Raw genomic sequence first — 23,960 nt, 5'->3', positions numbered from 1 at the left:
CGAATAGAGCGAGGAGCGAATGCCTGACGGACGGTTGGGCGCGGTAAGCCGCCGCCCGGGGGTTGCTCCGAAATTGCATCGGGTAATCCCTTAGCTTCATTATCGGGATCGGCCGCGCTAATTCGAGCTATTTTTCAAACGCTTAATGTTGTTACAGCGCGAAACACCGCGCGTTACACGAGAATTGACCTCCGGTCGCGGTGCTGATGAGCGCTTCTGGCCGCATCGGGCATCGCGCCGGAAAACGCCGCGCTTCCTTGTAGCAAGCGCCGGACCCGGCACCGCTCTCAAACTGGCCCGTTCCAAATCGCCCCAGATCGCGCCCAAAATCGCCCGAAATCGCCTTCCCAGAATTAGCAGGCATGAAAACGTCTTATAATTCGGCTCACTTTGCATCGTGCGAACCCGGCAGTTCTAAAACTCACCGGTTGGTTCATCCCGCGCCGTCCATTGTCTCACCGCGCACGCCAGCAGCTATGCGGCCCCGCCTTAATTGCTGAACCTATCCCCGAACGCAGCCGTGTAGGAAAAACTCCTACATGAATGACGGATTAATCCGTCAAACAAGCTGGGTGTCTGTCCGATTTTGTTTCGCCCACCCTTTCGCGACAATGCTCGCAAGACCAGAAACGAGCCGATTCGTGCGTTTGAGTGCGCGCGTTCGAGCAAACGTTTCCGTAACGGCCTGACCAGCCAGATACACCCCGGGGGAATCATGAGCGCGACCAGCGAAATGCTCAATGAGATCAGAGAAGTCAACCTGTCTTATCTCCTGCTCGCGCAGCGCCTGCTGCGCGAAGACAAGCCGATGGGCATGTTTCGCATGGGGATTTCGGACCAGTTAGCCGATGTGCTCGCCAATCTGTCGTTGGCGCAGACCGTGAAGCTGGCGGCGTCCAATCAGGTGTTGTGCCGTTTCCGTTTCGACGATCACGCCGTGCTGTCCGCGCTTGCGGACAAGGGCAAATCAAGCGCCGTTGCTCAGGCGCATTCCGCGATCCTGATGGCGAGCCAGCCGGTCGAGCAACTCGGCTGATGGCAGTTCGCCGTTCAAGCCGGACAATCGGGGCGGGAACGTAAGCGGATGGCCTATAAAAGCGTCGTGCTCGAAGTCAAGGAAATCACCCTGGCCATCGAACTGATCGAACTTGGCGCGCGTCTGCAACTGCTGGAAGCGGAAACCAGCCTGTCGCGCGACCGGCTCATCAAGCTGTACAAGGAACTGAAAGGGGTTTCGCCGCCCAAGGGCATGCTGCCGTTTTCGACTGACTGGTTCATGACGTGGCAGCCGAACTTTCACTCCTCGCTGTTCTACAACATCTACCGGTTCATGGCCGACCATGGCGGCTGCGTCACGATCCAGTCGATCGTGAAGAGCTACCGGCTCTATCTCGAACACGTGCAGTTGCACGACGACGAACCCGTGCTCAGCCTCACGCGTGCATGGACGCTGGTGCGCTTCTTCGACTCCGGGATGCTGCAGATCACCCCCTGCTGCCGCTGCGGCGGGCATTTCGTCGCACACGCGCACGACCCGAAGCATGGGTTCGTCTGCGGGCTGTGCCAGCCGCCTTCGCGCGCCGGTAAGACAAAGAAAGTCGCCGACGCCCGCGCCCGCGAGAGCCTCGCCGCGCTCGAGGCTTAGAGCCCGGGCAGGCCGCCGCCGCGCGGCGCTTCATCCATCTCCCGTCCGGTGGGCGTTCGCGCCCGCTCACACAACGCCAGGCCGCGCGCAGTCCTCGTTCCGCCGGCTGCGCCCGCCTCTGGTATACACCGGCGCGGCAAGCCGCTTTTCCGTCAAAGTTTTCTGGTGCGTTGCCGTAAACCAGTTTAACGACGGTCACCGTCGCTTCTTTGTGAGGGCTCCGCAGTGCTGATTTTCGTGGGAACACTCGTGACGCTTTTGTCCGTTTTCGGCGGTTACGCGCTGGAAGGCGGCCATCTCGGCGCGCTGTTGCAGCCCGTTGAAGTGCTGATGATCGTCGGCGCCGGCGTTGGCGCGTTCATCCTCGGTAACGGGATGAAGACGATCAAGGCGACGCTGCGCGTCATTCCGACCCTGTTCAAGGGCGCGAAGTACAACAAGGACGTTTATATGGAGCTGATGGCGCTCCTCTACGTCCTGCTCGCCAAAGCGCGCAAGGAAGGCACGCTGACGCTGGAAGCCGACATCGACGATCCGTCGAAGAGCCCGATCTTCACGCAGTACCCGAAGATTCTCGCCGACCATCACATCATCGAGTTTCTGACCGACTACCTGCGTCTGATGGTGGGCGGCAACATGAACGCGTTCGAAATCGAAAGCCTGATGGACGAGGAGATCGAGACGCATCACCAGGAAGGCGAAGCGCCCGCGCATGCGTTGAACAAGGTCGGCGACGCAATGCCGGCGTTCGGTATCGTGGCCGCGGTGATGGGCGTGGTGCACACCATGGCGTCCGCCGACAAGCCGCCGGCTGTGCTCGGCGAAATGATCGCGCAGGCGCTGGTCGGCACCTTCCTCGGCATTCTGCTTTCGTACGGGCTGATCGGGCCGCTCGCGAGCGTCGCCGAACAGCGCGTGACCGAATCGACCAAGATGTTCCAGTGCATCAAGGTGACGATTCTCGCCAGCCTGAATGGCTATGCGCCGGCGATCGCCGTCGAGTTCGGCCGCAAGGTGCTCTTCTCGACCGAGCGTCCGTCGTTCGCCGAGCTCGAAGAGCACGTGCGCCGCGTGAAGGCCAAGTAAGGGCGCCGGGAACGAACCGATGAGCAAGGACAAAGACCGCGCCATTGTCGTCAAGCGCTCGGCGCCGAAGAAGGCCGGCCACCACGGTGGTGCCTGGAAGCTCGCATATGCCGACTTCATGACCGCGATGATGGCGTTCTTCCTGCTGATGTGGCTGCTGAGTTCGGCATCCACGGTGCAGTTGAAGGGCATCGCGGAGTACTTCAACCAGCCGTTGAAGATCACGCTGTGGGGCGGCGATCGCAGCGCGGAGGATTCGAGCATTCTGAAGGGTGGCGGCCGCGATATTTCGACCAATTCGCAGGGCGTGACGCGGTCCACCGACGGTTCGAACAACCGCGCCGAGCGCACGGTCTCGCATAGCAGCGAAGACTCGATGAAGCAGTTGCAGGGCGAGCTGGAGCGTCGTGAGCAGATGCGTCTGCACGATCTGCAGGTGAAGCTGATGGCCGCGATCGAAGCAAATCCGGTGCTGCGCCAGTTCAAGCAGCAGATCCGGATTGATTCGACGTTGACGGGCTTGCGTATCGAAATCGTCGATTCGCAGAAGCGGCCGATGTTCGCGACCGCGAGAGATCAGGTCGAGCCGTATATGCGCGACATTTTGCGCGAGATCGGTCACACGCTGAACGACGTGCCGAACCGCATCATCGTGCAAGGACACACCGACGCCGCGCAGTACGCGGGCGGCGAGAAGGGCTACAGCAACTGGGAACTGTCCGCGGACCGCGCGAATGCGTCGCGCCGCGAGCTGGTCGCCGGGGGCATGGACGAAGCAAAGGTGATGCGCGTGCTTGGCCTCGCGTCGACGCAGAACCTGAACAAGACGGACGCGATGGACCCGGAAAACCGTCGCATCAGCATCATCGTTCTGAACAGGAAGTCGGAGGAGGCGCTCAACCATGACGACTCCACCACGACGACCTTATCGGACGACGCAGCGGGCTCCAGGCCGCTGCTGCAAAAACTGGCGCAGCCCGTGACGGTTGCGCCCAAGGTGCTGGCGATAGCGCCGGCGGCTCAGTAACGGAAAGGCGGTCGCCCGGCTGCTCCATGCGCCTCACTGGCGCGGACGGCCAGGCGGCACATAGCGCAAGTGCAGCGAGGTTTTTCATGATCAGGCATATCCTGGCAATCGACGATTCGGCATCGATGCGGCAGATTCTTTCCGCGACGCTGACGGCGGCCGGCTATGAGGTGACGCTCGCGGCGGACGGCGCGGAAGGGCTCGAAAACGCGCTCGCCGTGCGGTTCGATCTGGTGCTGACCGATCAGCACATGCCGGGCAAGACCGGCCTCGATCTGATCGCCGAACTGCGCAGCAATCCGGCTTACACGGCGACGCCCATCCTGGTCCTGACGACGGAATCGGGCGAGCCGTTCAAAGCCGCGGCGCGGGAGGCGGGCGCGACCGGCTGGATCGAAAAGCCGCTCGACCCCGACATGCTGACCGAGCTGGTGGCGGCATTGGCCGAGCCCGACCAAACGTAAGCATCAACCTTAGACAAGTTATAGAAGCTCTCGACGCTGCGGCACAGTAGCCCAAGCTAGACAGGAACTCTCGCGGTGACCCAGGCATGACACTCGACATCACTCAGTTCTATCAGACGTTCTTCGACGAAGCGGACGAACTGCTCGCGCAGATGGAGCAGTTGCTGCTTAATCTGGACATCGCGCATCCGGACCCGGAAGACCTCGCGGCCATTTTCCGCGCGGCCCATTCGATCAAGGGCGGCGCGGCGACGTTCGGCTTTACCGCGCTGACGGAGACGACTCACATCCTCGAATCGCTGCTCGACCGTGCGCGCAATAACGAACTCGTGCTGCGCAAGGACATGATCGACACGTTCCTCGAAACCAAGGACGTGTTGTCGGGCCAGCTCGCAGACTACCGCGCGAGCGCGGAGCCGGACACGGCGGTCGCGAAGGCGATCTGCGCGAAGCTCGAACAGCTGCATGCGGAAAGCCGGGGTGCCGCTGCGCCGGCTGCGGCAGCGCCGGTGGAAGTCGTAGTTGCGGCGCCCGTCGAGGAGCTCGCAACAGTAGAAGAAGGCAGCCCGCCGGAGCATGTCGTCGAACAGGCGGTGCAGGCGGCGAGCGAATGGATTGACGGCGAACCGGCACAGACCGGGCAAGCCGAAGGAACCGGCGACACAGATCAGGAAGCCGGTCCGCATCTGAAAATTACGCTACGGGGCGTTGATGAGAAGGACCAGGCACTGCTCGCCGAAGAGCTGGGCAACCTGGGCAATATCGTCGGGCGGGTCAAGAGCGGCGGCGATCTGACGCTGTGGCTTCAGACCGATGTCACGTCCGACGACATCATCGCCGTGTGCTGTTTCGTGATCGACGAAAGTCAGATTGCGATCGGCCGCGGAACCGCGCCGGCGGACGGTGCTCAGCAAGGCGAACCTGGAACGCCCGACGCTGAGCCTTCGTCTGCGGCGCAAGCAGCACCGGCGGCCTCGGCCGCCACCCATACCGCAGCCCCTGCGCAGCAGGCGGCATCGCCGGCTCCGGCGAGCAGCACCGCCGCGCCGGCCAACGCGGCATCGGCAGCATCGGCGGCGCCTCAACCGGAGGCTGCCAGCGCACCGGCAGCCGCTCAGGCGCCCGCCGCGGCCGCAGCCGGAGAGCAGGACCGCAAGGCCGCGCGTCCGGCAGCGGCGGCAGGCGGCGCGGAAGGCAGTTCGATCCGGGTGGGCGTCGAAAAGGTCGATCAGCTGATCAACCTGGTCGGCGAACTGGTGATCACGCAAGCCATGCTTGCGGAAACCACCAGCACGTTCGATCCGGCGCTGCACGATCGCCTGTTCAACGGCATGGCGCAGCTCGAGCGCAACGCGCGCGATCTGCAGGAAGCCGTCATGTCGATCCGCATGATGCCGATGGATTACGTGTTCAGCCGCTTCCCGCGTCTCGTGCGCGATCTCGCGGCGAAACTCGGCAAGGAAGTGGAGCTCGTCACCTTCGGTCAGGCGACCGAACTCGACAAGAGCCTGATCGAACGGATCATCGACCCGTTGACTCACCTCGTGCGCAACAGTCTCGACCACGGCATCGAAACCGTGGAAGCGCGGCGCGCGGCGGGCAAGGATTCGACGGGCCAGCTCGTGCTGTCGGCGGCACATCACGGCGGCAACATCGTGATCGAGGTGAGCGACGACGGCGCCGGCCTGCGCCGCGACAAGATTCTCGCGAAGGCCGCGAAGCAGGGCATGCAGGTCAGCGAAACGATGACCGACGAGGAAGTCTGGAACCTGATCTTCCTGCCGGGCTTCTCGACGGCGGAGCAGGTCACGGACGTGTCGGGCCGAGGCGTCGGCATGGACGTGGTGAAGCGCAACATCCAGTCGATGGGCGGTCACGTGGAAATCACGTCGCACGCCGGCAAAGGCAGCACCACGCGCATCGTCTTGCCGCTCACGCTGGCGATTCTCGACGGCATGTCCGTCAAGGTCGGCAACGAGATCTTCATTCTGCCGCTGAACTTCGTGATGGAGTCGCTGCAACCGCAAGCCGAAGACATTTACACAGTCGCCAACGGCGAGCGCGTGGTGCGGGTGCGCGGTGAATATCTGCCGCTCGTCGCGTTGCACGAAGTGTTCAACGTCGACGACGCGAAGCAGGAGCCGACCCAGGGCATCGTCACCATCATGCAGACCGAAGGGCGCCGCTTTGCGATGCTGATCGACGAGCTGGTGGGGCAGCAGCAGGTGGTCGTGAAGAACCTCGAAACGAACTACCGAAAGGTGCGCGGCATTTCCGCCGCGACCATTCTCGGCGACGGCCGCGTCGCGCTGATCGTGGACGTGGCGGCGCTGAACCGCGAGTCGCGCAACGCGCATGGCGCAGCAATGAGCCTCGCATGATGTCCGGCAAACTCGTCGCAACACTTATTCAACTCAACTTATCCCAACCGTTTGGGGGCTAACGTGGCAGAAGTCCAATCCATCAATTCGAGCGTCGCAAACGCGACGAATGGTCGCCGCGACGCGCAGCAGGCCGACGCCGGCGGTCAGGAATTCCTCGTCTTCACGCTCGGCGCCGAAGAGTACGGCATCGACATTCTCAAGGTTCAGGAAATCCGCGGCTACGACAACGTGACGCGCATTGCCAATGCACCCGAGTTCATCAAGGGCGTCATCAATCTGCGCGGCATCATCGTGCCGATCGTCGACATGCGCATCAAGTTCCATCTGGGCCGCGTCGAGTACGACCACCAGACCGTCGTGATCATCCTGAACGTCGCGCATCGCGTGGTGGGCATGGTGGTGGACGGCGTGTCCGACGTGTTGACGCTCGCCATCGACCAGATCATGCCGGCGCCGGAATTCGGCGCGACGCTGACGACCGAGTATCTGACGGGACTCGGCACGGTCGACGGCCGAATGCTGATTCTGATGGACATCGAAAAGCTGATGACGAGCCGCGAAATGGCGCTCATCGAAACGCTCGGCGTCTAACGGCTGCGGCGTTCAAACAGGTTTGGGACAGGGAGCACTGAGATGCTAAGCAGGTGGTCGATTCGCACATCGCTCACGCTAGTGGGGATCATTCTCGTCGCGCTGACCATGGTGGTCGGCGTACTGGGGCTGACTGCGCTGAGCAGTGCCAGCCAGTCGCTCGACCGTATCGCGCGCGGCGATCTGGTTGCGATTCACGCGCTCGACGACGCTTCGGCATATCTGCTGCGCTCGCGTGTGTCGTTGGACCGCTTCACCGCGCTGACTGCCGCCGGCGACACGGAAACGGCGAAGAAGGTTCTGGACCGTGCCGTTGAACTCTACGGCTTCAGCAACAAGAACTGGCAGACCTACATCGACGCGCCGAAGAGCGGCGTCGACCAGGCGCAGATGGATGAACTGCTGGCGCGACGTACGGCGCTCGTGCGCGACGGCATGGAGCCGGAATTCGCCGCGTTGCGCGCGAGCGATCTGGCCGCGTACCACGCGATCGCCGATACGAAGATCAGCCCGATGTTCGTCTCGTACGACAACGCGGCATCCGCGGTGATCAAGAGCCTGCAGCAACAGGCGGTGGAGCAGCAGGCGGGCGCGCAGTCGAACATTTCGCTGATGACGACGCTGATCATCGCCTTCGCGGCCGTCGCGCTGCTGCTCGTGATCGGCCTGCGCTTCGCGCTGCGCGGCCTGATCGTGCAGCCGCTTCAGGACGCAACCGAATGCTTCGAGCGGATCGCCGCGGGCGATCTGTCGGAAACGATCGAGGTGAGAAGCCGCAACGAAATCGGCCGTCTGTTTGCCGGCATCAAGCAGATGCAGGAAAGCATGGCGTCGATGGTGACGGCCGTTCGCAGCAGCACCGAATCGATCGACACCGGCGCGCGCGAAATCGCAATGGGGAACACCGATCTGTCGCAACGCACGGAACAGCAGGCCGCCTCGTTGCAGGAAACCGCATCGAGCATGGAGCAACTGACGGGCACCGTGCGGCAGAACGCCGAGAACGCGCGCCAGGCGAGTCAGTTGGCGGTCAACGCGTCGGACATTGCGACACGCGGCGGCGACGTGGTGAGCCAGGTCGTCACGACGATGCAGGACATCGCGAGCAGTTCGGGCAAGGTTGTCGACATCATCGGTGTAATTGAAGGCATTGCGTTCCAGACCAACATTCTGGCGCTGAATGCGGCGGTCGAAGCGGCGCGTGCCGGCGAACAGGGCCGGGGCTTCGCGGTCGTGGCCGGCGAAGTGCGCAGCCTCGCCCAACGCAGCGCGAGCGCCGCGAAGGAAATCAAGGAACTGATCGGCGACTCGACCGACAAGGTGCAAAGCGGTTCGACGCTCGTCGGACGCGCGGGCACGACGATGGACGAGATCGTGCAGGCCGTGCGCCGCGTGACCGACATCATGGGTGAGATCAGCGCGGCGTCAGAAGAGCAATCGGGCGGCATCGAGCAGGTGAATCGCGCGGTCGTGCAGATGGACGAAGTCACGCAGCAGAATGCCGCGCTCGTCGAAGAGGCAGCGGCGGCAGCAGCGTCGCTTGAAGATCAGACGCGTCAGTTGCAAGCGGTGTTGAGCGGCTGGAAGGTCGCCGGGAGCCCGGCTCGCAGTATGAACGTGGCAGTCGTGCCGCAAGTCAAGGCGCGTGCAGCCGTGGGCAAGAGCAAGCCTGTAGCGAAGACCGCGCCGCGACCGGCGCAGCCGGCAGCAAGCGCGGCAACGGCAGGTGCAGCGACGGCGAATTCAGCAACGGCAAATGCAGCAACGGCAAGCAGCACCGCACCGGCTTCAAGCAAGCACGAGGCAGGTGTCGCGCGCGTCGAACCGGCGCTGAGACCCAGGACGCCTCGCGCGGCAACCGAATCCAGCGCACGTCAGGCCGCGGCAAGCCCGGTCCCGGCTGGCTCGGATGCGGACTGGGAAACGTTTTAGGAAATGACGGAAATACATGTAGTCATTCGGTATCTCGCGCCATGCCGCGCGAATCATCGAAGCACGTTTCTACAGCGTGTCGCGGGCCGATTGCATGGTGGTGAAATTTGCGGGCGGGCGCGACCCCGCGAAAACAATCCCTTGCTCGCCGGCACTTCCGTCGGGCAAGCGTGATGGCTCGTATCACAGGCAGGAACTTTCATGATGGCAACGCGCGCACAGCAACGCACCGACCGGGCAGAACCGGTCAAATCCGGTGAACAGGGACGTGACTTCGAATTCACGTCTGCGGACTTCACACGCATTCGCGAACTGATTCACCGCAGCGCCGGCATCTCGCTCTCCGATCACAAGCGCGACATGGCGTACAGCCGTCTCGCGCGCCGGCTGCGCGCCTGCGGCCTCGACTCGTTCAAGCAGTACCTCGATCAGCTCGAAACGGAGAACGACCCGGCCGAGTGGGAGGCATTCACCAATGCGCTGACTACGAACCTGACCGCGTTCTTTCGTGAGGCACACCACTTTCCAATCCTCGCCGATTTCGTGCCGCGCCGCGCGCAGCCCGTTTCGGTGTGGTGTTCGGCGGCATCGACGGGTGAAGAACCGTATTCGATCGCGATGACGCTGATCGAAGCGCTCGGCGAGACCGGCGCGCGTCAGGCCACGGTGCTTGCGACCGACATCGACACGCAGGTGCTTGCGAAAGCCGAAGCCGGCATGTATCAGTTCGACCAGGTGAAGCATCTGTCGCCCGAACGGCTCAAGCGCTTCTTCCTGAAGGGCACCGGTGCCCATGCGGGAATGGTCAAGGTGCGCCCGCAAGTGCGCGCGATGGTGCGCTTCGAGCAATTAAATCTGACCGACCGCGATTACCAGTTGCGCACGCAGTTCGACGCGATCTTCTGCCGCAACGTGATGATCTATTTTGACAAGCCGACGCAAGCACAAGTGCTCGGGCGCTTCGAGCCGCTGATGAAGTCGGGCGGCCTGCTGTTTGCGGGCCACTCGGAAAACTTCACATACGTCACGCAGGCGTTCAAGCTGCGCGGCCAGACCGTGTATGAACTGACGCGCGATGCCGCTGCCGCTCGCACGCCGGCACGCACGGCGGAGACTGCGGGCAGCGCGTCGGCGAGCGGGGTGACGGTATGAGCAGCGCCTTGCCGATTGCAACCAATCTCTACTACGACAACCACTTTCAACGCCCCGGCGTGAAGCTGTTGCCCAACGAGTTCTACACCACGCACGACGACATGGTGCTCGTCACCGTACTCGGCTCGTGCGTCGCGGCCTGCATTCAGGACCGAACGGCCGGCATCGGCGGCATGAATCACTTCATGCTGCCCGACGACGGCGCGGACGTCGGCCAGCCCGCATCGGATTCGATGCGCTACGGCGCCTACGCGATGGAAGTGCTGATCAACGAACTGATCAAGGCCGGCGGCCGGCGCGATCGTTTCGAAGCCAAGGTGTTCGGCGGTGGCGCGGTGCTCGCGGGCATGACGACTATCAATATCGGCGACCGCAACTCCGAGTTCGTTCGCCGCTATCTGGCGCTCGAAAAGATCCGCATCGTCGCCGAGGATTTGCAGGGCTCGCATCCGCGCAAAGTGGCGTTCATGCCGCGTACGGGCCAGGTGATGGTGAAGAAGCTGCGTTTGCAGCAGGACCCGGGCGTGGCGGAGCGCGAACAGGCGCTCGTGCGGCAGACCGCCGAAGCGCGCGCCGAGCGGCTTGCCGCCGCGAGAAAGCGGGTCGAACTGTTTTCGGCGCCTGCCGCCGCAAGGCCTAAGATCGAGCTGTTCGGCTCGGGCGGCGGTGCTAGCGGTGGCTCCAGCAGCACAGCAGCGGGCACGGCAGCGAACGGCGCGGGCGCAGCAAGGCCGCGCGTCGAACTGTTCGGCTCTGCCCGTCCGATTAACTCAAACAACGCCAGAACTACAGAGGAGGCGTGAGCGCTGTGCAAAAGATCAAAGTACTGTGTGTCGACGATTCGGCCCTGATCCGCAGCCTGATGACTGAAATCATCAATGGCCAGCCGGACATGACCGTCGTCGCAACCGCTCCCGACCCGCTGGTCGCGCGCGATCTCATCAAGCAGCACAACCCGGACGTGTTGACGCTCGACGTCGAAATGCCGCGTATGGACGGCCTCGACTTCCTCGAGAAGCTGATGCGTTTGCGTCCGATGCCGGTCGTGATGGTGTCGTCGCTGACCGAACGCGGCAATGAAATCACGCTGCGCGCGCTGGAACTCGGCGCGGTCGATTTCGTGACGAAGCCGAAGGTCGGCATTCGCGACGGCATGCTCGACTATTCGGAAAAGCTCGCCGACAAGATTCGCGCCGCGGCGCGCGCTCGCGTGCGCCAGGCGGCGCCCGTCCATCATGCGCCCGCTGCCGCCGGGCATGCGCCGGCCGCTGTCGCGCCGCTCTTCAACAATCCGTTGCTCAGTACCGAGAAGCTGATCATCGTCGGCGCGTCGACGGGCGGCACAGAAGCCATCCGCGAAGTGCTCGTGCCGCTGCCGCCGGATGCGCCCGCGGTGCTGATCGCGCAGCATATGCCGCCCGGTTTCACAAAATCTTTTGCGCAACGCCTCAATGGTTTGTGCCGGATTACCGTTAGAGAGGCAGAGCACGGTGAACGCGTTCTGCCGGGACATGCGTATATCGCCCCCGGCCACGCTCACCTGTTGCTTGCCCGCAGCGGCGCGAACTACATCGCGCATCTGTCGGACGATCCGCCGGTGAACCGGCATCGTCCTTCGGTGGACGTGTTGTTCCGCTCCGCCGCGCAGCACGCGGGCAAGAATGCGGTCGGAGTGATCCTGACCGGGATGGGGCGCGACGGCGCCGCGGGTCTGCTGGATATGAAAAAGGCGGGGGCTTACACCCTTGCGCAGGACGAGGCGAGCTGTATCGTGTTCGGCATGCCGCGCGAAGCAATTGCGCTTGGCGCGGCCGACGAAATCGCGTCGCTGCCGGACATGTGCCGGCGCGTGATGGCGCGACTGGCGTCGATGGGCGATCGCGTTCAGCGGGTATGATGCGCCGTTCAAATTGAGGCGGTCATTCGCCGCACCGTGAATCAAGTAAAGGGAATCAAATGGATAAGGCAATGAAGTTTCTGGTTGTTGACGACTTTCCGACGATGCGCCGGATCGTTCGCAACCTCCTCAAAGAGCTGGGCTACAGCAACGTCGACGAAGCAGAAGACGGTCAGGCCGGTCTTGCGCGCTTGCGCGGCGGCACCTACGACTTCGTGATCTCCGACTGGAACATGCCGAACCTCGACGGTCTCGCGATGCTCAAGGAAATCCGCGCCGACGCCAACCTCAAGCATCTGCCGGTGCTGATGGTGACGGCCGAGTCGAAGAAGGAAAACATTATTGCGGCGGCTCAGGCGGGCGCGAGCGGTTATGTCGTGAAGCCGTTCACGGCTGCAACGCTGGACGAGAAGCTCAACAAGATTCTCGAGAAGATGGCCAAGACCGGGAGCTGATGTGAATCTGCCGACCAATGCACTAGGCGCCGAAGCGGTCAACGAGAGCGGCGACTTCGCGTCAGACCGCATTCTCGCCCGCATTGGACAACTGACACGTACGCTGCGTGATTCGATGCGCGAGCTCGGGCTCGACAAGCATGTCGAGCGTGCGGCGGAAGCCGTACCCGATGCACGCGACCGTCTGAAGTACATCGCGAACATGACCGAGCAGGCCGCCGAGCGCGTGCTGTCCTCGATCGACATTGCGAAGCCGATCCAGGAGCAGTTGCAGAAAGACGCCGGCGAACTCGACGCGCGTTGGGAGCAATGGTATTCGGCGCCTATCGAACGCGCGGAAGTCCGCGCGCTGATGAGCGACACGCGCGACTTCCTGCGCGGCGTGCCCGAGGCGACCACCGCGACCAATTCGCAGCTCATGGAGATCATGCTCGCGCAGGACTTCCAGGATCTGACCGGCCAGGTGATCAAGAAGATCACCGACGTGGTGTACCTGATCGAGCAGCAGTTGCTCGGCGTGCTCGTCGAGAACATCGCGCTCGAGCGGCGCGAGCAGTTCGCGGCGCACGCGGCGGCGCTGGTCGCGGAAGTGTCGCCGACCGGCAGCCCCGAGCATCTGCTGAACGGTCCGCAGATCAACCCGGAAGGCAAGACGGACGTGGTGCAGGACCAGTCGCAAGTCGACGACCTGCTCGCAAGCCTCGGTTTTTGAGCGGTCTGCGCCCGCCTGGGCGCAAGGTCGAACACTATGGATAGCAAGCCGCGGTCCTGCCCATGCCTGCTGTCTATCGACACAAACCACAGGCATACTAGAAGGTCAAGCAGCGGCGCGGCGTGCCGGTGAACACGCTCACCGGAGGGTTGCATCACGGAGTTCTCCTCCAGAATGCGGCCCCATCGTGCCCTATGATTTGCCTATATGCAGCCGGTTCGCACGAGGTGCGCGCCGAGCCGCAGCCAGGGAGGAGTCTCGTTATGTGGAGTCGTGTATGTCGCGCCGGTTTTATTACGGCGCTTGTATTGCCTTGTTCGTTGTTTGCCGTGCAGTCCGCTCATGCGGCGCTCGGCGGCACCCCAATGACGCCTCCCACGGACGCGTCGGTTTCGTCCCGCACCGTCCAGCCTGCCAGCGGCGCGGCAAGCACCGTGATGCGCTCCGCATCGGGTGCGGCTTCGTCGGCTTCGGCCTCAGCGTCGTACACCGTTCGCGAGACCACGCTCGGCAATGGCACCGTGGTGCGCGAATATCTGGCCGCTGACGGCACGGTCTTCGGCATCGCCTGGCGCGGTCCGCAAATGCCGGATCTGAATGAACTGCTCGGCAGCTACTTCCCGCAGTACGTTGCGGGCGTGAAGGCAGCGCGCGCGGCGCGCGGCGGAGCCCGGGGGCCGGTTACGGTCGATCAGAGCAGCCTCGTCGTGCAGTCCGGCGGCCACATGGGCGCGTTCAACGGTCGCGCGTGGCTGCCGCCCGCGCTGCCGGCCGGCATCAGCGGCACCGACATCCAGTAACGGCGAGGACGAACGATGCGAACCATGCATATTGCGATGAAACTCAAAGACTGGATGCAGGTTGCGGCAACCGTCGTCGTCGTGTCGGCGCTTGCCGCATGCGGCGGTGGCGGCGGCGATAGCGGCGGCTCCAGCTCCACTAGCGGCTCCACAAGCGGCAGTTCTTCGAGCAGCTCCTTGCCGGCCAGCCCGACCCAGCAGCCGATTGCCGCGACAGCCGCCAACACGGTGGCGATCACCGTCGACCACGGTGTCACAGGCGTGATCAACATACCCACGATCAGTGTGACCGTGTGCGCGCCCAGCAGCCCCACGACTTGCCAGACGATCAACAACATTCAGGTGGATACCGGCTCGTTCGGATTGCGCATCGTCAATTCGGCGCTGAACTCGACGATGCAGAGTGCGTTGACGGCCAGCACGTTGACGAACGGCAACCAGCTCGCAGAATGCGCGACTTTCGCCGACGGCTATACGTGGGGCACCGTGCGCGCGGCGACCGTGACCATCGGCGGCGAAACAACGACGTCGGCTGTTCCAGTGCAAGTCATCGGCGACAAGGCCGCGAGCACGACGCCGTCAGTCGGTTGCGGCAGCGGCTCCGCGGAGAACACAGCGAGCGATCTCGGCGCGAACGGCATCATCGGCATCGGCACGGCGCTCTATGATTGCGGCGCGACCTGTGTGGACGCGACAACCGCGGCGCAATACAGCAATTACTTCTCATGCCCGGGGGGGACTTCCTGCACGCGTACCGCGGTGCCGCTCGCAAGCCAGGTGGCCAATCCGGTCGCGAAGTTCCCCGTCGACAACAACGGCGTAATCGTCCAGATGCCGCCCATATCGAATAGCGGCGCGGCGTCCGCCACCGGCACGCTGGTATTCGGCATAGGCACGAAGTTGAACAATGTGCTGGGATCCGCACAAGCCTTCACCACCAACGCCGTGGGCGATCTGACCAGCAGCGTGTTCAACGGCAGCACGGTCACGGCATTCCTGGATTCGGGCTCGAACGGCTATTTCTTCAGCGATAGCTCGCTCACGCTGTGCGGCAGCAACTTCTCGGGCTTCTATTGCCCGTCCTCCGCGCAGACCCGCTCGATTACGCTGGTCGGCCTGAACAGTGTGAAGGCGACGGCCAGCATCGACATCATGAGTGCGTCGACGCTGTTCGGTAACGGCACCAACTATGCGTTCAACGATCTGGCGGGCCAGGTCGGCGGGCTCGCCGCATTCGACCTCGGTTTGCCGTTCTTCTACGGACGCCACGTTTATCACGGCTTCGACCTGCGGCCGAACGGTGGCACCCAGGCGCCGTTTGTGGCTTACGCGAGCTAGTCTCTCGCAACGCTAAGCCTGACGGCTACACACGACGCCCGCGCAAAGCAGCGCGGGCGTTGCTTTTTGCGGCGACGCGCGGGCCCGCGCCGTGCTTGCCCATCCCTCGAAAAGCCCCGGTTTCCCCTCCTTTATCCGCCGATCGCTGCTTGCGCCGAGCGGGAATAATCGCTCTCACTGGAAAGAGGCATTGTGCCTCGCAGGACCGGAGAGCTTTGTGGCAGAGGACAGCGACCTCGAAAAAACCGAATCAGCCACTCCCCGGCGCTTGCAGAAAGCGCGCGAGGAAGGGCAGATCGTGCGTTCGCGGGAGTTGTCGACGTTCGCGTTGCTCGCGGCCGGCTTTTTCGGCGTGTGGGGCATGTCCGGCAGCATCGGCGAACATTTGCAGGGCATGCTGCGCGCTGCCTTCACCTTCGATCACGCCACCGCTTTCGAAACCCACCGCATGATGATCGGCGCAGGCGCGGCGAGCCTTGAAGGGCTGTACGCGCTGCTGCCAATCCTCGCTTTCACCGGCGCCGCGGCCTTGCTCGCGCCGATGGCGCTGGGCGGCTGGCAACTGTCGGCGAAAGGGCTTGAGCCCAAGTTCGACCGCCTGAATCCGGTCGCCGGCCTCGGCAAGATCTTTTCAATCAACGGACCGATTCAGCTCGCCATGTCGCTCGCGAAGACGCTGGTGGTGGGCATTATCGGCGGCACGGCAATCTGGAACCGGCGCGAGGAGATTCTCGCGCTCGCCACGCAGCCGCTGCATCTGGCGCTCGCCAACACCGTGCATCTGATCGCCGTGTGCTGCGGTATGACGGTGGCGGGCATGTTCGTCGTAGCTGCACTGGATGTGCCGTACCAACTGTGGCAGTTCCACAAGAAACTGCGCATGAGCAAGGAAGAAGTGAAGCGCGAGCACCGCGAAAGCGAAGGCGATCCGCATGTGAAAGGCCGGATTCGCCAGCAGCAGCGCGCAATTGCCCGCCGCCGCATGATGACGCACGTGCCGAAGGCCGACGTGGTGGTCACCAACCCGACGCACTTCGCGGTCGCGCTGCAATACACGGACGGCGAGATGCGCGCGCCAAAGGTCGTCGCGAAGGGCGTGAACCTGGTGGCCGCGCGGATTCGCGAACTTGCCGCCGAAAACAACGTGCCGTTGCTCGAAGCGCCGCCACTTGCGCGAGCGCTGTATCACAACGTCGAACTGAACCGCGAGATTCCGGGCCAGCTTTATGGCGCGGTCGCCGAAGTGCTCGCCTGGGTGTACCAGTTGCGGCGCTTCAAAACCGACGGCGGCGACGTGCCGGTCGTACCGACTGAGCTCGACGTGCCCGCGGAACTCGAAAAGGGCGGTGTATCGGATGAAGAAGCCGATCAGGAAGCCGCCGACACGCTTAACCCCGCTAACGATAACGGAGCCTCCGCATGAACGCTCGCGCCGGTTTCCTCGCTCGACGGCCCGATGCCCTGAGCGGCACCAATTTGCGCGCCTTGGCCGGCCCGGTGCTGATCTGCATGATCCTCGGCATGATGATCTTGCCGTTGCCGCCGTTCCTGCTGGATCTGCTGTTCACCTTCAACATTGCGCTTTCCGTGATGGTGCTGCTCGTCAGCATGTACACGATGAAGCCGCTCGACTTCGCCGCTTTCCCGAGCGTGCTGCTGTTCTCGACCTTGCTGCGGCTGTCGCTGAACGTTGCGTCGACGCGAGTCGTGCTGCTCGAAGGCCACACCGGTCCTGACGCGGCCGGCCAGGTGATCGAGTCGTTCGGCCACTTCCTCGTGGGCGGCAACTTCGCGGTCGGTATCGTCGTCTTTATCATTTTGATGGTGATCAACTTCATGGTGATCACCAAGGGCGCGGGGCGGATCGCGGAAGTATCCGCGCGCTTCACGCTCGACGCGATGCCCGGCAAGCAGATGGCGATCGACGCCGATCTGAACGCCGGCCTCATCAACGAAGAGCAGGCGCGCAAGCGTCGCGCAGAAGTCTCGCAGGAAGCCGAGTTCTACGGTTCCATGGACGGTGCGAGCAAGTTCGTGCGCGGCGATGCAATAGCCGGCTTGCTGATCATGGTGATCAACATCGTCGGCGGGCTGATCGTCGGGATGGTTCAGCACGACATGAGTTTTGCTGCGGCGGGCAAGAACTACACGCTCTTGACCATCGGTGACGGCCTCGTCGCGCAGATTCCGTCGCTGGTTATTTCGACCGCTGCAGGCGTGATCGTGTCGCGCGTCGCAACCAACGAAGACATCGGCACGCAGCTCACCGGGCAGCTTTTCACGAACCCGCGCGTGCTGGCGATCACCGGCTGCATTCTCGTGCTGATGGGTTTGATCCCCGGCATGCCACACTTCGCGTTTCTGATTCTCGGCGGCGGTCTGATCCAGCTTGGCCGCACGATGAAAAAGCGCGCCGAGGAACGCAAGAACACGGCGGCGCTCGTGGACGTCGCGCCGGCCGCGGTCACGCCGATCGAAAACGCCGAAGCAAGCTGGGACGACGTGACGATGATCGACACGCTCGGCCTGGAAGTGGGCTACCGGCTGATTCCGCTGGTCGACAAAAATTCGGACGGCGAGCTGCTCAAGCGGATCAAGAGCATCCGCAAGAAGTTCGCGCAGGAAATCGGCTTTTTACCGCCTGTCATCCACATTCGCGACAACCTCGAATTGCGTCCGAATGGTTATCGGATCGCCCTCAAGGGCGTGGAAGTGGGTGTCGGCGAAGCGTATCCGGGTCAATGGCTCGCGATCAATCCGGGCCAGGTTTCTGCTGCGCTGCCGGGCACGCCGACGCAGGATCCGGCGTTCGGTCTGCCGGCCATCTGGATTGATACGAATCTGCGCGAACAGGCGCAGGTATACGGCTACACGGTGGTCGATTCGAGTACGGTGGTCGCGACGCATCTGAATCACCTGGTGGTCACGCATGCTTCCGAACTGCTCGGCCGCCGCGAAGTGCAGGCGCTGCTCGAGCGGATGCAGAAAGACACGCCGTCGCTCGTCGACGATCTGGTGCCGAAGACTCTGCCACTCACTACGCTGCAAAAGGTGCTGCAAAACCTGCTGGAAGAAGGTGTGCCGATCCGCGATCTACGCACGATTCTCGAAGCGCTGTCCGAACATACGCCGAAGATCACCGACGCGCACGATCTCACCGCCGCCGTGCGTCTCGCGCTCGGCCGCGCTATCACGCAGCAGTGGTTCCCCGGCACCGGCGATATGCAGGTGATGGGCCTCGACTCGAATCTCGAACGGGTGCTCTCGCAGGCGCTCTCGACGGGTTCCAATCCGGGCCTCGAACCTGGCCTCGCGCATACGCTGATGAACGAGACGCAAAAGGCGATGACGCGTCAGCAGAATATCGGGCTCGCTCCGGTGCTGCTCGTGCAGCACGCATTGCGGCCGATGCTCGCGCGTTTCCTGCGCCGCAGCCTGCCGCAGCTCAAGGTGTTGTCGTACGCGGAAGTGCCCGACACGCGCAACATCAAGGTCGTGAATCTGATCGGCGCCCACGGTTAAAACGCTGCGTCGAGCGTGGCTGGTGCCGGTTAATTTCCGCTCGATCTCCTCTTCGCTCGATTGTTTCGTCTCGACATATTGGCCGGCGCCCTGGGCGCTGGTTTTCATTTCCGCGCCTGACTTTTCGCACCGCCAACGTATTCAAGCGTCCATGCTTCGCTCGTGGAGGTCCTGGCGCTCGCGCGGCAACGCGTCGTTTGAAGGCTGCCGTGGACGGGAATCGCGGCGCGTGTCCATCGTTCGAATTACCCGCGTTTAACGGCCTTTATCCACCGATCATCGGTCGACGCGTTTCGCAATAATGATCTCAATGGGAAGCGGTGTGTTGCCGGTCCGTGAGTCCGTTTACCTCATCGGGGGTCCAGCTTGAACATTCGTAAATTTATCGGTGCGACTAGTCGCGACGCACTGCGTCTCGTGCGCGAAGCGCTGGGCGCCGACGCGGTCGTGCTGTCCAACCGGACAATGGACGACGGCACCGTCGAGATCGTCGCACTGGCCGACAGCGACCTTGCGGCGATCACGCCGAAGGCTCCGCGCGCCGACGCGAATTCAGCGCTATCCGCATCGACGAATGCCACGCCCGCGCAGCCCGCGCTGATGACGCCGCGCGCAATGTCCGCTGCACAGCCGATGCAGGCGAATCCGTACGCGAGCGGCGTGCCGGACGTGTTCTCGTCGGTGTTCGGCGCGAGCCCGGAAGCCGGGACCGAGACGGCGGGCAGCTTCGCCGATTCCGCACACGCGGCTGGCCACGATGCACAGCCTGCCGTGAAACTGTCTGCGAAAGCAGCTATGAAGGTGGCGGCTGCTCAGACCGACACGCGTAAAACCGCGTTGCCGGGCGCATCGGCGGCCACTGCTTCGGCTTCGGTTTCGACGGAACACGCGTCGGCGCCACAATCGCAACAAATCCACGTGGGCCAGCCGAGCGCACGCGCCGCGGCCTCGCGTTTGACCGACGACATTCGCGCCGATCTGTTGAGAGCCGCCGGCGTGCCGTCAGGCTCCGCTGCGCCGGCCGCCGACATCGACGCACCGCGCACGATGGCCGAATCGAATCCCTGGCTGATCGACCACGCTCGGCGCATCGCCGCCGATCAGCAGCCGCAGGGCGAATACAGCGCGCGTCCGATCGCGATGACGCCGGCCGCGGCAATGGCCAAGGGCTTCGGCTCCGCCGTCGAACCGGTCAGCGCCGCAGCGCCGCAAGCGGATAACACCCCTGACTGGGCCCGCGAAGCCGCGCAAGTCGCCGCGCGCCGCGCTGCGCAGAAGAGCGCGCCGATGCCCCCCGCGACCGACGACGCCCGCACACCTGCGGCCGTTGCCGAAGCGATCAAGGCGCGCATGGAGCAGGTCGTCAACGAGACCGTGATGAGCGAGCTCTCGTCGCTGCGCGGCATGATGGAAGAACAGTTTGCCGGCCTGATGTGGGGCGACCGCCAACGCCGCAGCCCCGCGCGCGCCGCGCTCACCAAGCATCTGTTCGCCGCAGGTTTTTCCGCTCAGCTCGTGCAGATGATGGTCGACAACCTGCCTGACGAAGTCGACAACATGGACGACGGCATGGACTGGGTGCGCTCGGTGCTCGCCTCGAATCTGCCGGTCATGGAAGACGAAGACGCGCTGATGGAGCGCGGCGGCGTGTTCGCGTTGATGGGCCCGACAGGCGTCGGCAAGACGACGACCACGGCGAAACTCGCCGCGCGCTGCGTGATGCGTTTCGGCGCAAGCAAAGTGGCGCTGCTCACCACCGACAGCTACCGGATCGGCGGCCACGAACAACTGCGCATCTTCGGCAAGATACTCGGCGTGTCGGTGCACGCAGTGAAGGACAGCGCCGACCTGCAACTCGCACTCTCCGAATTGCGCAACAAGCACATCGTGCTGATCGACACGATCGGCATGAGCCAACGCGATCGCCTCGTGTCCGATCAGATCGCGATGCTGTGCCGCGCCGGTCAACCGGTGCAGCGCCTGCTGCTGCTCAACGCAACGAGCCATGGCGACACGCTCAATGAAGTCGTGCAGGCCTATCAGCGCGCGCCGGATCAACAGCCGCTCGCTGGCTGCATTCTGACCAAGCTCGACGAAGCCACCAACCTCGGCGGCGTGCTCGATACGGTGATTCGCTACAAGCTGCCGGTGCACTACGTGTCGACCGGTCAGAAAGTGCCGGAAAACCTGTACGTCGCGACCAGACGTTTCCTGATCAAGAGCGCGTTCTGCATTCCGCGCGATCACTCCCCGTTCGTGCCGCATGAGGACGAGGTTCCCGCGCTGCTGTCCGCGTTGTCCGCGCGTTCGACCGCTGAATTGCACGAGGTCCGCTTTGGATAAGCTCATGTCCGATCAGGCAGAAGGACTGCGACGCCTGCTGGCACGCAGCGGCTCACGCGTGATTGCGGTGACGGGCGGCTCAATCGGCGCCGGCTGTACGGCCACGGTGATGAACCTCGCCGCGGCGCTTGCGCAGCAAGGCAAGGATGTGCTCGTGATCGACGAGTGCCTGGGCAGCAAGTCGGTGAGCGCGATGCTCGGCAGCGTGCGCGGCGCGGGCAACTTTGCCGCCGTGATGCGCGGCGAGATGACGCTCGACGACGCCGCCCCCCGGCATCCGCTCGGCTTCTCGGTGCTGGCCGCCTCGCGCGCGCATCGTGACCGCTATACCGCCGCGCAGTTCGGCGTGCTGCTGCATGGTCCGGCGGACATCGTGCTGATCGACGCGCAACTGGATCAGCAAGGGCACCTCTCGGCGCTCGCGATGCAGGCGCACGACGTGATGATCGTCACGCGCATGGCCGCACAGGCGATCACCGACGCGTATGCGTGCATGAAGCGTCTGCACTACGCGCACGCCATCGCGCAGTTTCGCGTGCTGGTGAACCGCGTGCAGAGCGTCGAAGACGCTCATACCGCTTTTGCAAACCTGGCCGGCGTGGCCGGGCGCTACCTCGCGGTGGCGCTCGAAGACGCCGGTTGCGTTGCCGCGGATGCGCGGATGGCGCGAGCCGAGGAGTTGTCGCGTTCTGTCGTCGATGCATTTCCGTCGACACCGGCTGCGCGCGACTTCCGGCACCTCGCAGCCGAATTGCAGTACTGGCCGATGCGGCCAGCGATGTCGTCGCAAACGCCATGGATGGCGCCAGCGACAGTTACAGCGGCGCAACACGCCGACCAACCGTCTGTGCAGCACGCCTGAGAGGCAGCACATGGACAAGGGGAGCACGATGTATAACGCTCAGGGAAAGATTTCCCAGGCCGACGTTTTAACGAAATATGCGCCGCTCGTGCGTCGACTCGGCTTGCAGCTCGTTGCCAAAATGCCGGCCAGCGTCGATCTCGACGATCTGATCCAGGCCGGCATGATTGGCCTGCTGGATGCCGCGAGCCGCTACAAGGAAGACCAGGGCGCACAGTTCGAGACCTACGCCAGCCAGCGGATTCGCGGCGCGATGCTCGACGAATTGCGCAGCAACGACTGGTTGCCGCGCAGCTTGCGGCGCACGTCGCGAGAGGTCGAAACAGCGGTGCACAAGGTGGAGCAGAACCTGGGCCGCTCGGCGAGCGAAACGGAGATTGCCGAACACCTGCAGATGCCGCTCGACGAATATCAGTCGATGCTGCAAGACCTGCATGGCAGCCAGTTGATCTACTACGAAGACTTCGACCGTTCCGCGGACGACGAGCCGTTTCTCGACCGCTACTGCGTCGATCACTCGGATCCGCTCTCGGCGCTGCTCGACGACAGCCTGCGCTCGGCGCTGGTCGAGGCGATCGACCGCTTGCCGGAACGCGAAAAGCTGCTGATGTCGCTCTACTACGAACGCGGTATGAACCTTCGCGAAATCGGCGCGGTGATGGAAGTCAGCGAATCGCGCGTGTGCCAGTTGCACAGCCAGGCAGTCGCGCGTTTGCGCACGCGCTTGCGCGAGATGGCCTGGGCGAATGCGGAAGCGACCTGAACCGAGGGCCTGCGCGAACTAGCGGTCGGTCGCGCGGCGGAGTTGTGAAGCGAGGGCGTTGCACGCGCCTTCCGTCAAGCGTCCGCCATTTCATGCTCGGCCGCGAGCGCGAGAAAGGCCGACCGTGACATGCACCGCGCCTGCGCGTATTGGTCGATGTCATGCACCAGCGCCTCGGGCAACGAGATGTTGATGCGCACCGCCTTCTTCAGCGCGGGAATGTTGCGGGTAGTCACGAACCCCCACATGAACCCCGCGTAGTCAGGATTACGCCGATGCTCGTCGAGCGTCAGCCTTTCGGGAATCGGCAAACCTTCGTCGAGCAGCGTATCCAGATGCGCCTCGATCGCTTCTTTCGCGTTCGCGTAAGCCTCTTCCAGCGTATCTCCCGCCGAATGACAGCCCGGAATGTCCGGCACGATCACGCCGAACGCATGCTGTGCGTCGCCCGGCTCGATTGCGATCGGAAAGATCAAGTTTTTCATTTCAGCCCTGCCTGTTTCAAGATGCTGTTCAGCGTGCCGGGCGGAAGATCCTTTTTTGGATGGGGGATGGTCACGAGCCCGGCTTTGAATGCGTGCCGGAAATGATGATGGTTGCCCGATATGCGGATCAGCCGCCAACCATCTGCGTGAATCAGTTTGACGACCTCGGCACTGTTCATACTGCCCCCCGAATCATACACACGATTACACAACCCAGCTAGGGTTAACGTTCCGCTTTTTCTCGTCCGCGGCCGTGTGAAGAACACAGCAGGGACAGCGGAAACCTCGTTGGGGAAGAGGGGATTTGATCGCGAGCGGTGAATTCGCGCCACCTGGCAGGATGGCTAACGCTGAAGGAGAAGGGAGCAGCGCTGACGCGGGGATGGGAATTGGAAAACAAAAAGGGCTCGTCAGGACGACGAACCCTTTGTTCGATCGATGCTTTAGCTGCTTCGGTTATTCAGTGGAGGGTCACGTGATGATGCGCGGCGAGGCTGGCGCA

The 23,960-nt window shown here is 63.4% G+C and carries 22 protein-coding genes; 20 read left to right on the top strand and 2 right to left on the bottom strand.

Features of this window, described 5'->3' with window-relative positions; translation table 11 throughout:
- Positions 1 to 715 precede the first annotated feature (715 nt).
- The 20 genes from flhD (at position 716) to C0Z16_RS31935 (ending at position 22,973) form a co-directional block, all read left to right on the top strand.
- Positions 716 to 1,036 carry a flagellar transcriptional regulator FlhD gene (gene flhD / locus C0Z16_RS32030; protein WP_006050893.1) on the top strand — a complete coding sequence of 107 codons (321 nt, stop codon included), beginning with the start codon at positions 716 to 718 and terminating at the stop codon, positions 1,034 to 1,036.
- A 48-nt stretch (positions 1,037 to 1,084) separates the two neighbouring features.
- A complete protein-coding gene (gene flhC, locus C0Z16_RS32025; RefSeq protein WP_102636043.1) occupies positions 1,085 to 1,645 on the top strand; it encodes a flagellar transcriptional regulator FlhC in 561 nt (186 codons plus the stop codon).
- Positions 1,646 to 1,870: 225 nt separating this feature from the next.
- The gene (gene motA, locus C0Z16_RS32020) at positions 1,871 to 2,731 is read left to right on the top strand and encodes a flagellar motor stator protein MotA (protein WP_006050895.1); all 861 of its coding nucleotides are present in this window, start codon (positions 1,871 to 1,873) and stop codon (positions 2,729 to 2,731) included.
- 19 nt (positions 2,732 to 2,750) lie between these two features.
- The gene (gene motB, locus C0Z16_RS32015; RefSeq protein ID WP_102636042.1) at positions 2,751 to 3,758 is read left to right on the top strand and encodes a flagellar motor protein MotB; all 1,008 of its coding nucleotides are present in this window, start codon (positions 2,751 to 2,753) and stop codon (positions 3,756 to 3,758) included.
- A gap of 86 nt (positions 3,759 to 3,844) precedes the next feature.
- Positions 3,845 to 4,222, top strand: a complete 378-nt coding sequence (locus C0Z16_RS32010; protein ID WP_102636051.1) for a response regulator — start codon at positions 3,845 to 3,847, stop codon at positions 4,220 to 4,222.
- Positions 4,223 to 4,308: 86 nt separating this feature from the next.
- The gene (gene cheA / locus C0Z16_RS32005; protein WP_102636041.1) at positions 4,309 to 6,603 is read left to right on the top strand and encodes a chemotaxis protein CheA; all 2,295 of its coding nucleotides are present in this window, start codon (positions 4,309 to 4,311) and stop codon (positions 6,601 to 6,603) included.
- 63 nt (positions 6,604 to 6,666) lie between these two features.
- Positions 6,667 to 7,197 carry a chemotaxis protein CheW gene (locus C0Z16_RS32000; RefSeq protein WP_020070727.1) on the top strand — a complete coding sequence of 177 codons (531 nt, stop codon included), beginning with the start codon at positions 6,667 to 6,669 and terminating at the stop codon, positions 7,195 to 7,197.
- 42 nt (positions 7,198 to 7,239) lie between these two features.
- A complete protein-coding gene (locus C0Z16_RS31995) occupies positions 7,240 to 9,129 on the top strand; it encodes a methyl-accepting chemotaxis protein (protein WP_102636040.1) in 1,890 nt (629 codons plus the stop codon).
- Between the two features lie 201 nt (positions 9,130 to 9,330).
- Positions 9,331 to 10,281, top strand: a complete 951-nt coding sequence (locus tag C0Z16_RS31990) for a CheR family methyltransferase (RefSeq protein WP_102636039.1) — start codon at positions 9,331 to 9,333, stop codon at positions 10,279 to 10,281.
- Positions 10,278 to 11,084 carry a chemoreceptor glutamine deamidase CheD gene (cheD, locus tag C0Z16_RS31985; protein WP_102636038.1) on the top strand — a complete coding sequence of 269 codons (807 nt, stop codon included), beginning with the start codon at positions 10,278 to 10,280 and terminating at the stop codon, positions 11,082 to 11,084. The genes C0Z16_RS31990 and cheD overlap by 4 nt, the downstream gene beginning before the upstream one ends.
- Positions 11,085 to 11,089: 5 nt before the next feature.
- Positions 11,090 to 12,178 (top strand): protein-glutamate methylesterase/protein-glutamine glutaminase, encoded by a 1,089-nt coding sequence (locus tag C0Z16_RS31980; protein WP_167403575.1) that lies wholly within the window; start codon positions 11,090 to 11,092, stop codon positions 12,176 to 12,178.
- Between the two features lie 59 nt (positions 12,179 to 12,237).
- On the top strand, positions 12,238 to 12,633 hold the full coding sequence (gene cheY / locus C0Z16_RS31975) for a chemotaxis response regulator CheY (protein WP_102636036.1): 396 nt from the start codon (positions 12,238 to 12,240) through the stop codon (positions 12,631 to 12,633).
- A gap of 1 nt (position 12,634) precedes the next feature.
- The gene (gene cheZ / locus C0Z16_RS31970) at positions 12,635 to 13,345 is read left to right on the top strand and encodes a protein phosphatase CheZ (protein ID WP_102636035.1); all 711 of its coding nucleotides are present in this window, start codon (positions 12,635 to 12,637) and stop codon (positions 13,343 to 13,345) included.
- Positions 13,346 to 13,608: 263 nt separating this feature from the next.
- On the top strand, positions 13,609 to 14,145 hold the full coding sequence (locus tag C0Z16_RS31965; protein WP_102636034.1) for a DUF2844 domain-containing protein: 537 nt from the start codon (positions 13,609 to 13,611) through the stop codon (positions 14,143 to 14,145).
- A gap of 15 nt (positions 14,146 to 14,160) precedes the next feature.
- Positions 14,161 to 15,483, top strand: a complete 1,323-nt coding sequence (locus C0Z16_RS31960; RefSeq protein WP_102636033.1) for a DUF3443 domain-containing protein — start codon at positions 14,161 to 14,163, stop codon at positions 15,481 to 15,483.
- Between the two features lie 217 nt (positions 15,484 to 15,700).
- Positions 15,701 to 16,906: a flagellar biosynthesis protein FlhB gene (gene flhB, locus C0Z16_RS31955; protein WP_102636032.1), complete on the top strand. Its 1,206-nt coding sequence runs from the start codon at positions 15,701 to 15,703 to the stop codon at positions 16,904 to 16,906.
- Positions 16,903 to 19,005: a flagellar biosynthesis protein FlhA gene (flhA, locus tag C0Z16_RS31950; RefSeq protein WP_102636031.1), complete on the top strand. Its 2,103-nt coding sequence runs from the start codon at positions 16,903 to 16,905 to the stop codon at positions 19,003 to 19,005. Before flhB ends, flhA begins: the two co-directional genes overlap by 4 nt.
- Before the next feature lie 366 nt (positions 19,006 to 19,371).
- Positions 19,372 to 21,348, top strand: a complete 1,977-nt coding sequence (flhF, locus tag C0Z16_RS31945) for a flagellar biosynthesis protein FlhF (protein ID WP_102636030.1) — start codon at positions 19,372 to 19,374, stop codon at positions 21,346 to 21,348.
- Positions 21,341 to 22,210, top strand: a complete 870-nt coding sequence (locus C0Z16_RS31940; RefSeq protein WP_102636029.1) for a nucleotide-binding protein — start codon at positions 21,341 to 21,343, stop codon at positions 22,208 to 22,210. Before flhF ends, C0Z16_RS31940 begins: the two co-directional genes overlap by 8 nt.
- Before the next feature lie 28 nt (positions 22,211 to 22,238).
- The gene (locus C0Z16_RS31935; RefSeq protein WP_007179960.1) at positions 22,239 to 22,973 is read left to right on the top strand and encodes an RNA polymerase sigma factor FliA; all 735 of its coding nucleotides are present in this window, start codon (positions 22,239 to 22,241) and stop codon (positions 22,971 to 22,973) included.
- Positions 22,974 to 23,047: 74 nt separating this feature from the next.
- Here the strand turns inward: C0Z16_RS31935 and C0Z16_RS31930 are convergent, their stop codons facing one another.
- Together C0Z16_RS31930 and C0Z16_RS31925 are read right to left on the bottom strand one after the other, a co-directional pair.
- The gene (locus tag C0Z16_RS31930) at positions 23,048 to 23,458 is read right to left on the bottom strand and encodes a type II toxin-antitoxin system HicB family antitoxin (RefSeq protein WP_102636028.1); all 411 of its coding nucleotides are present in this window, start codon (positions 23,456 to 23,458) and stop codon (positions 23,048 to 23,050) included.
- The gene (locus C0Z16_RS31925; protein ID WP_102636027.1) at positions 23,455 to 23,637 is read right to left on the bottom strand and encodes a type II toxin-antitoxin system HicA family toxin; all 183 of its coding nucleotides are present in this window, start codon (positions 23,635 to 23,637) and stop codon (positions 23,455 to 23,457) included. Before C0Z16_RS31925 ends, C0Z16_RS31930 begins: the two co-directional genes overlap by 4 nt.
- Positions 23,638 to 23,960: the final 323 nt, after the last annotated feature.

The organism is Paraburkholderia rhynchosiae (genome assembly GCF_002879865.1).
Taxonomy (GTDB): domain Bacteria; phylum Pseudomonadota; class Gammaproteobacteria; order Burkholderiales; family Burkholderiaceae; genus Paraburkholderia; species Paraburkholderia rhynchosiae.
This window is presented reverse-complemented; position numbering and strand designations above follow the sequence as displayed.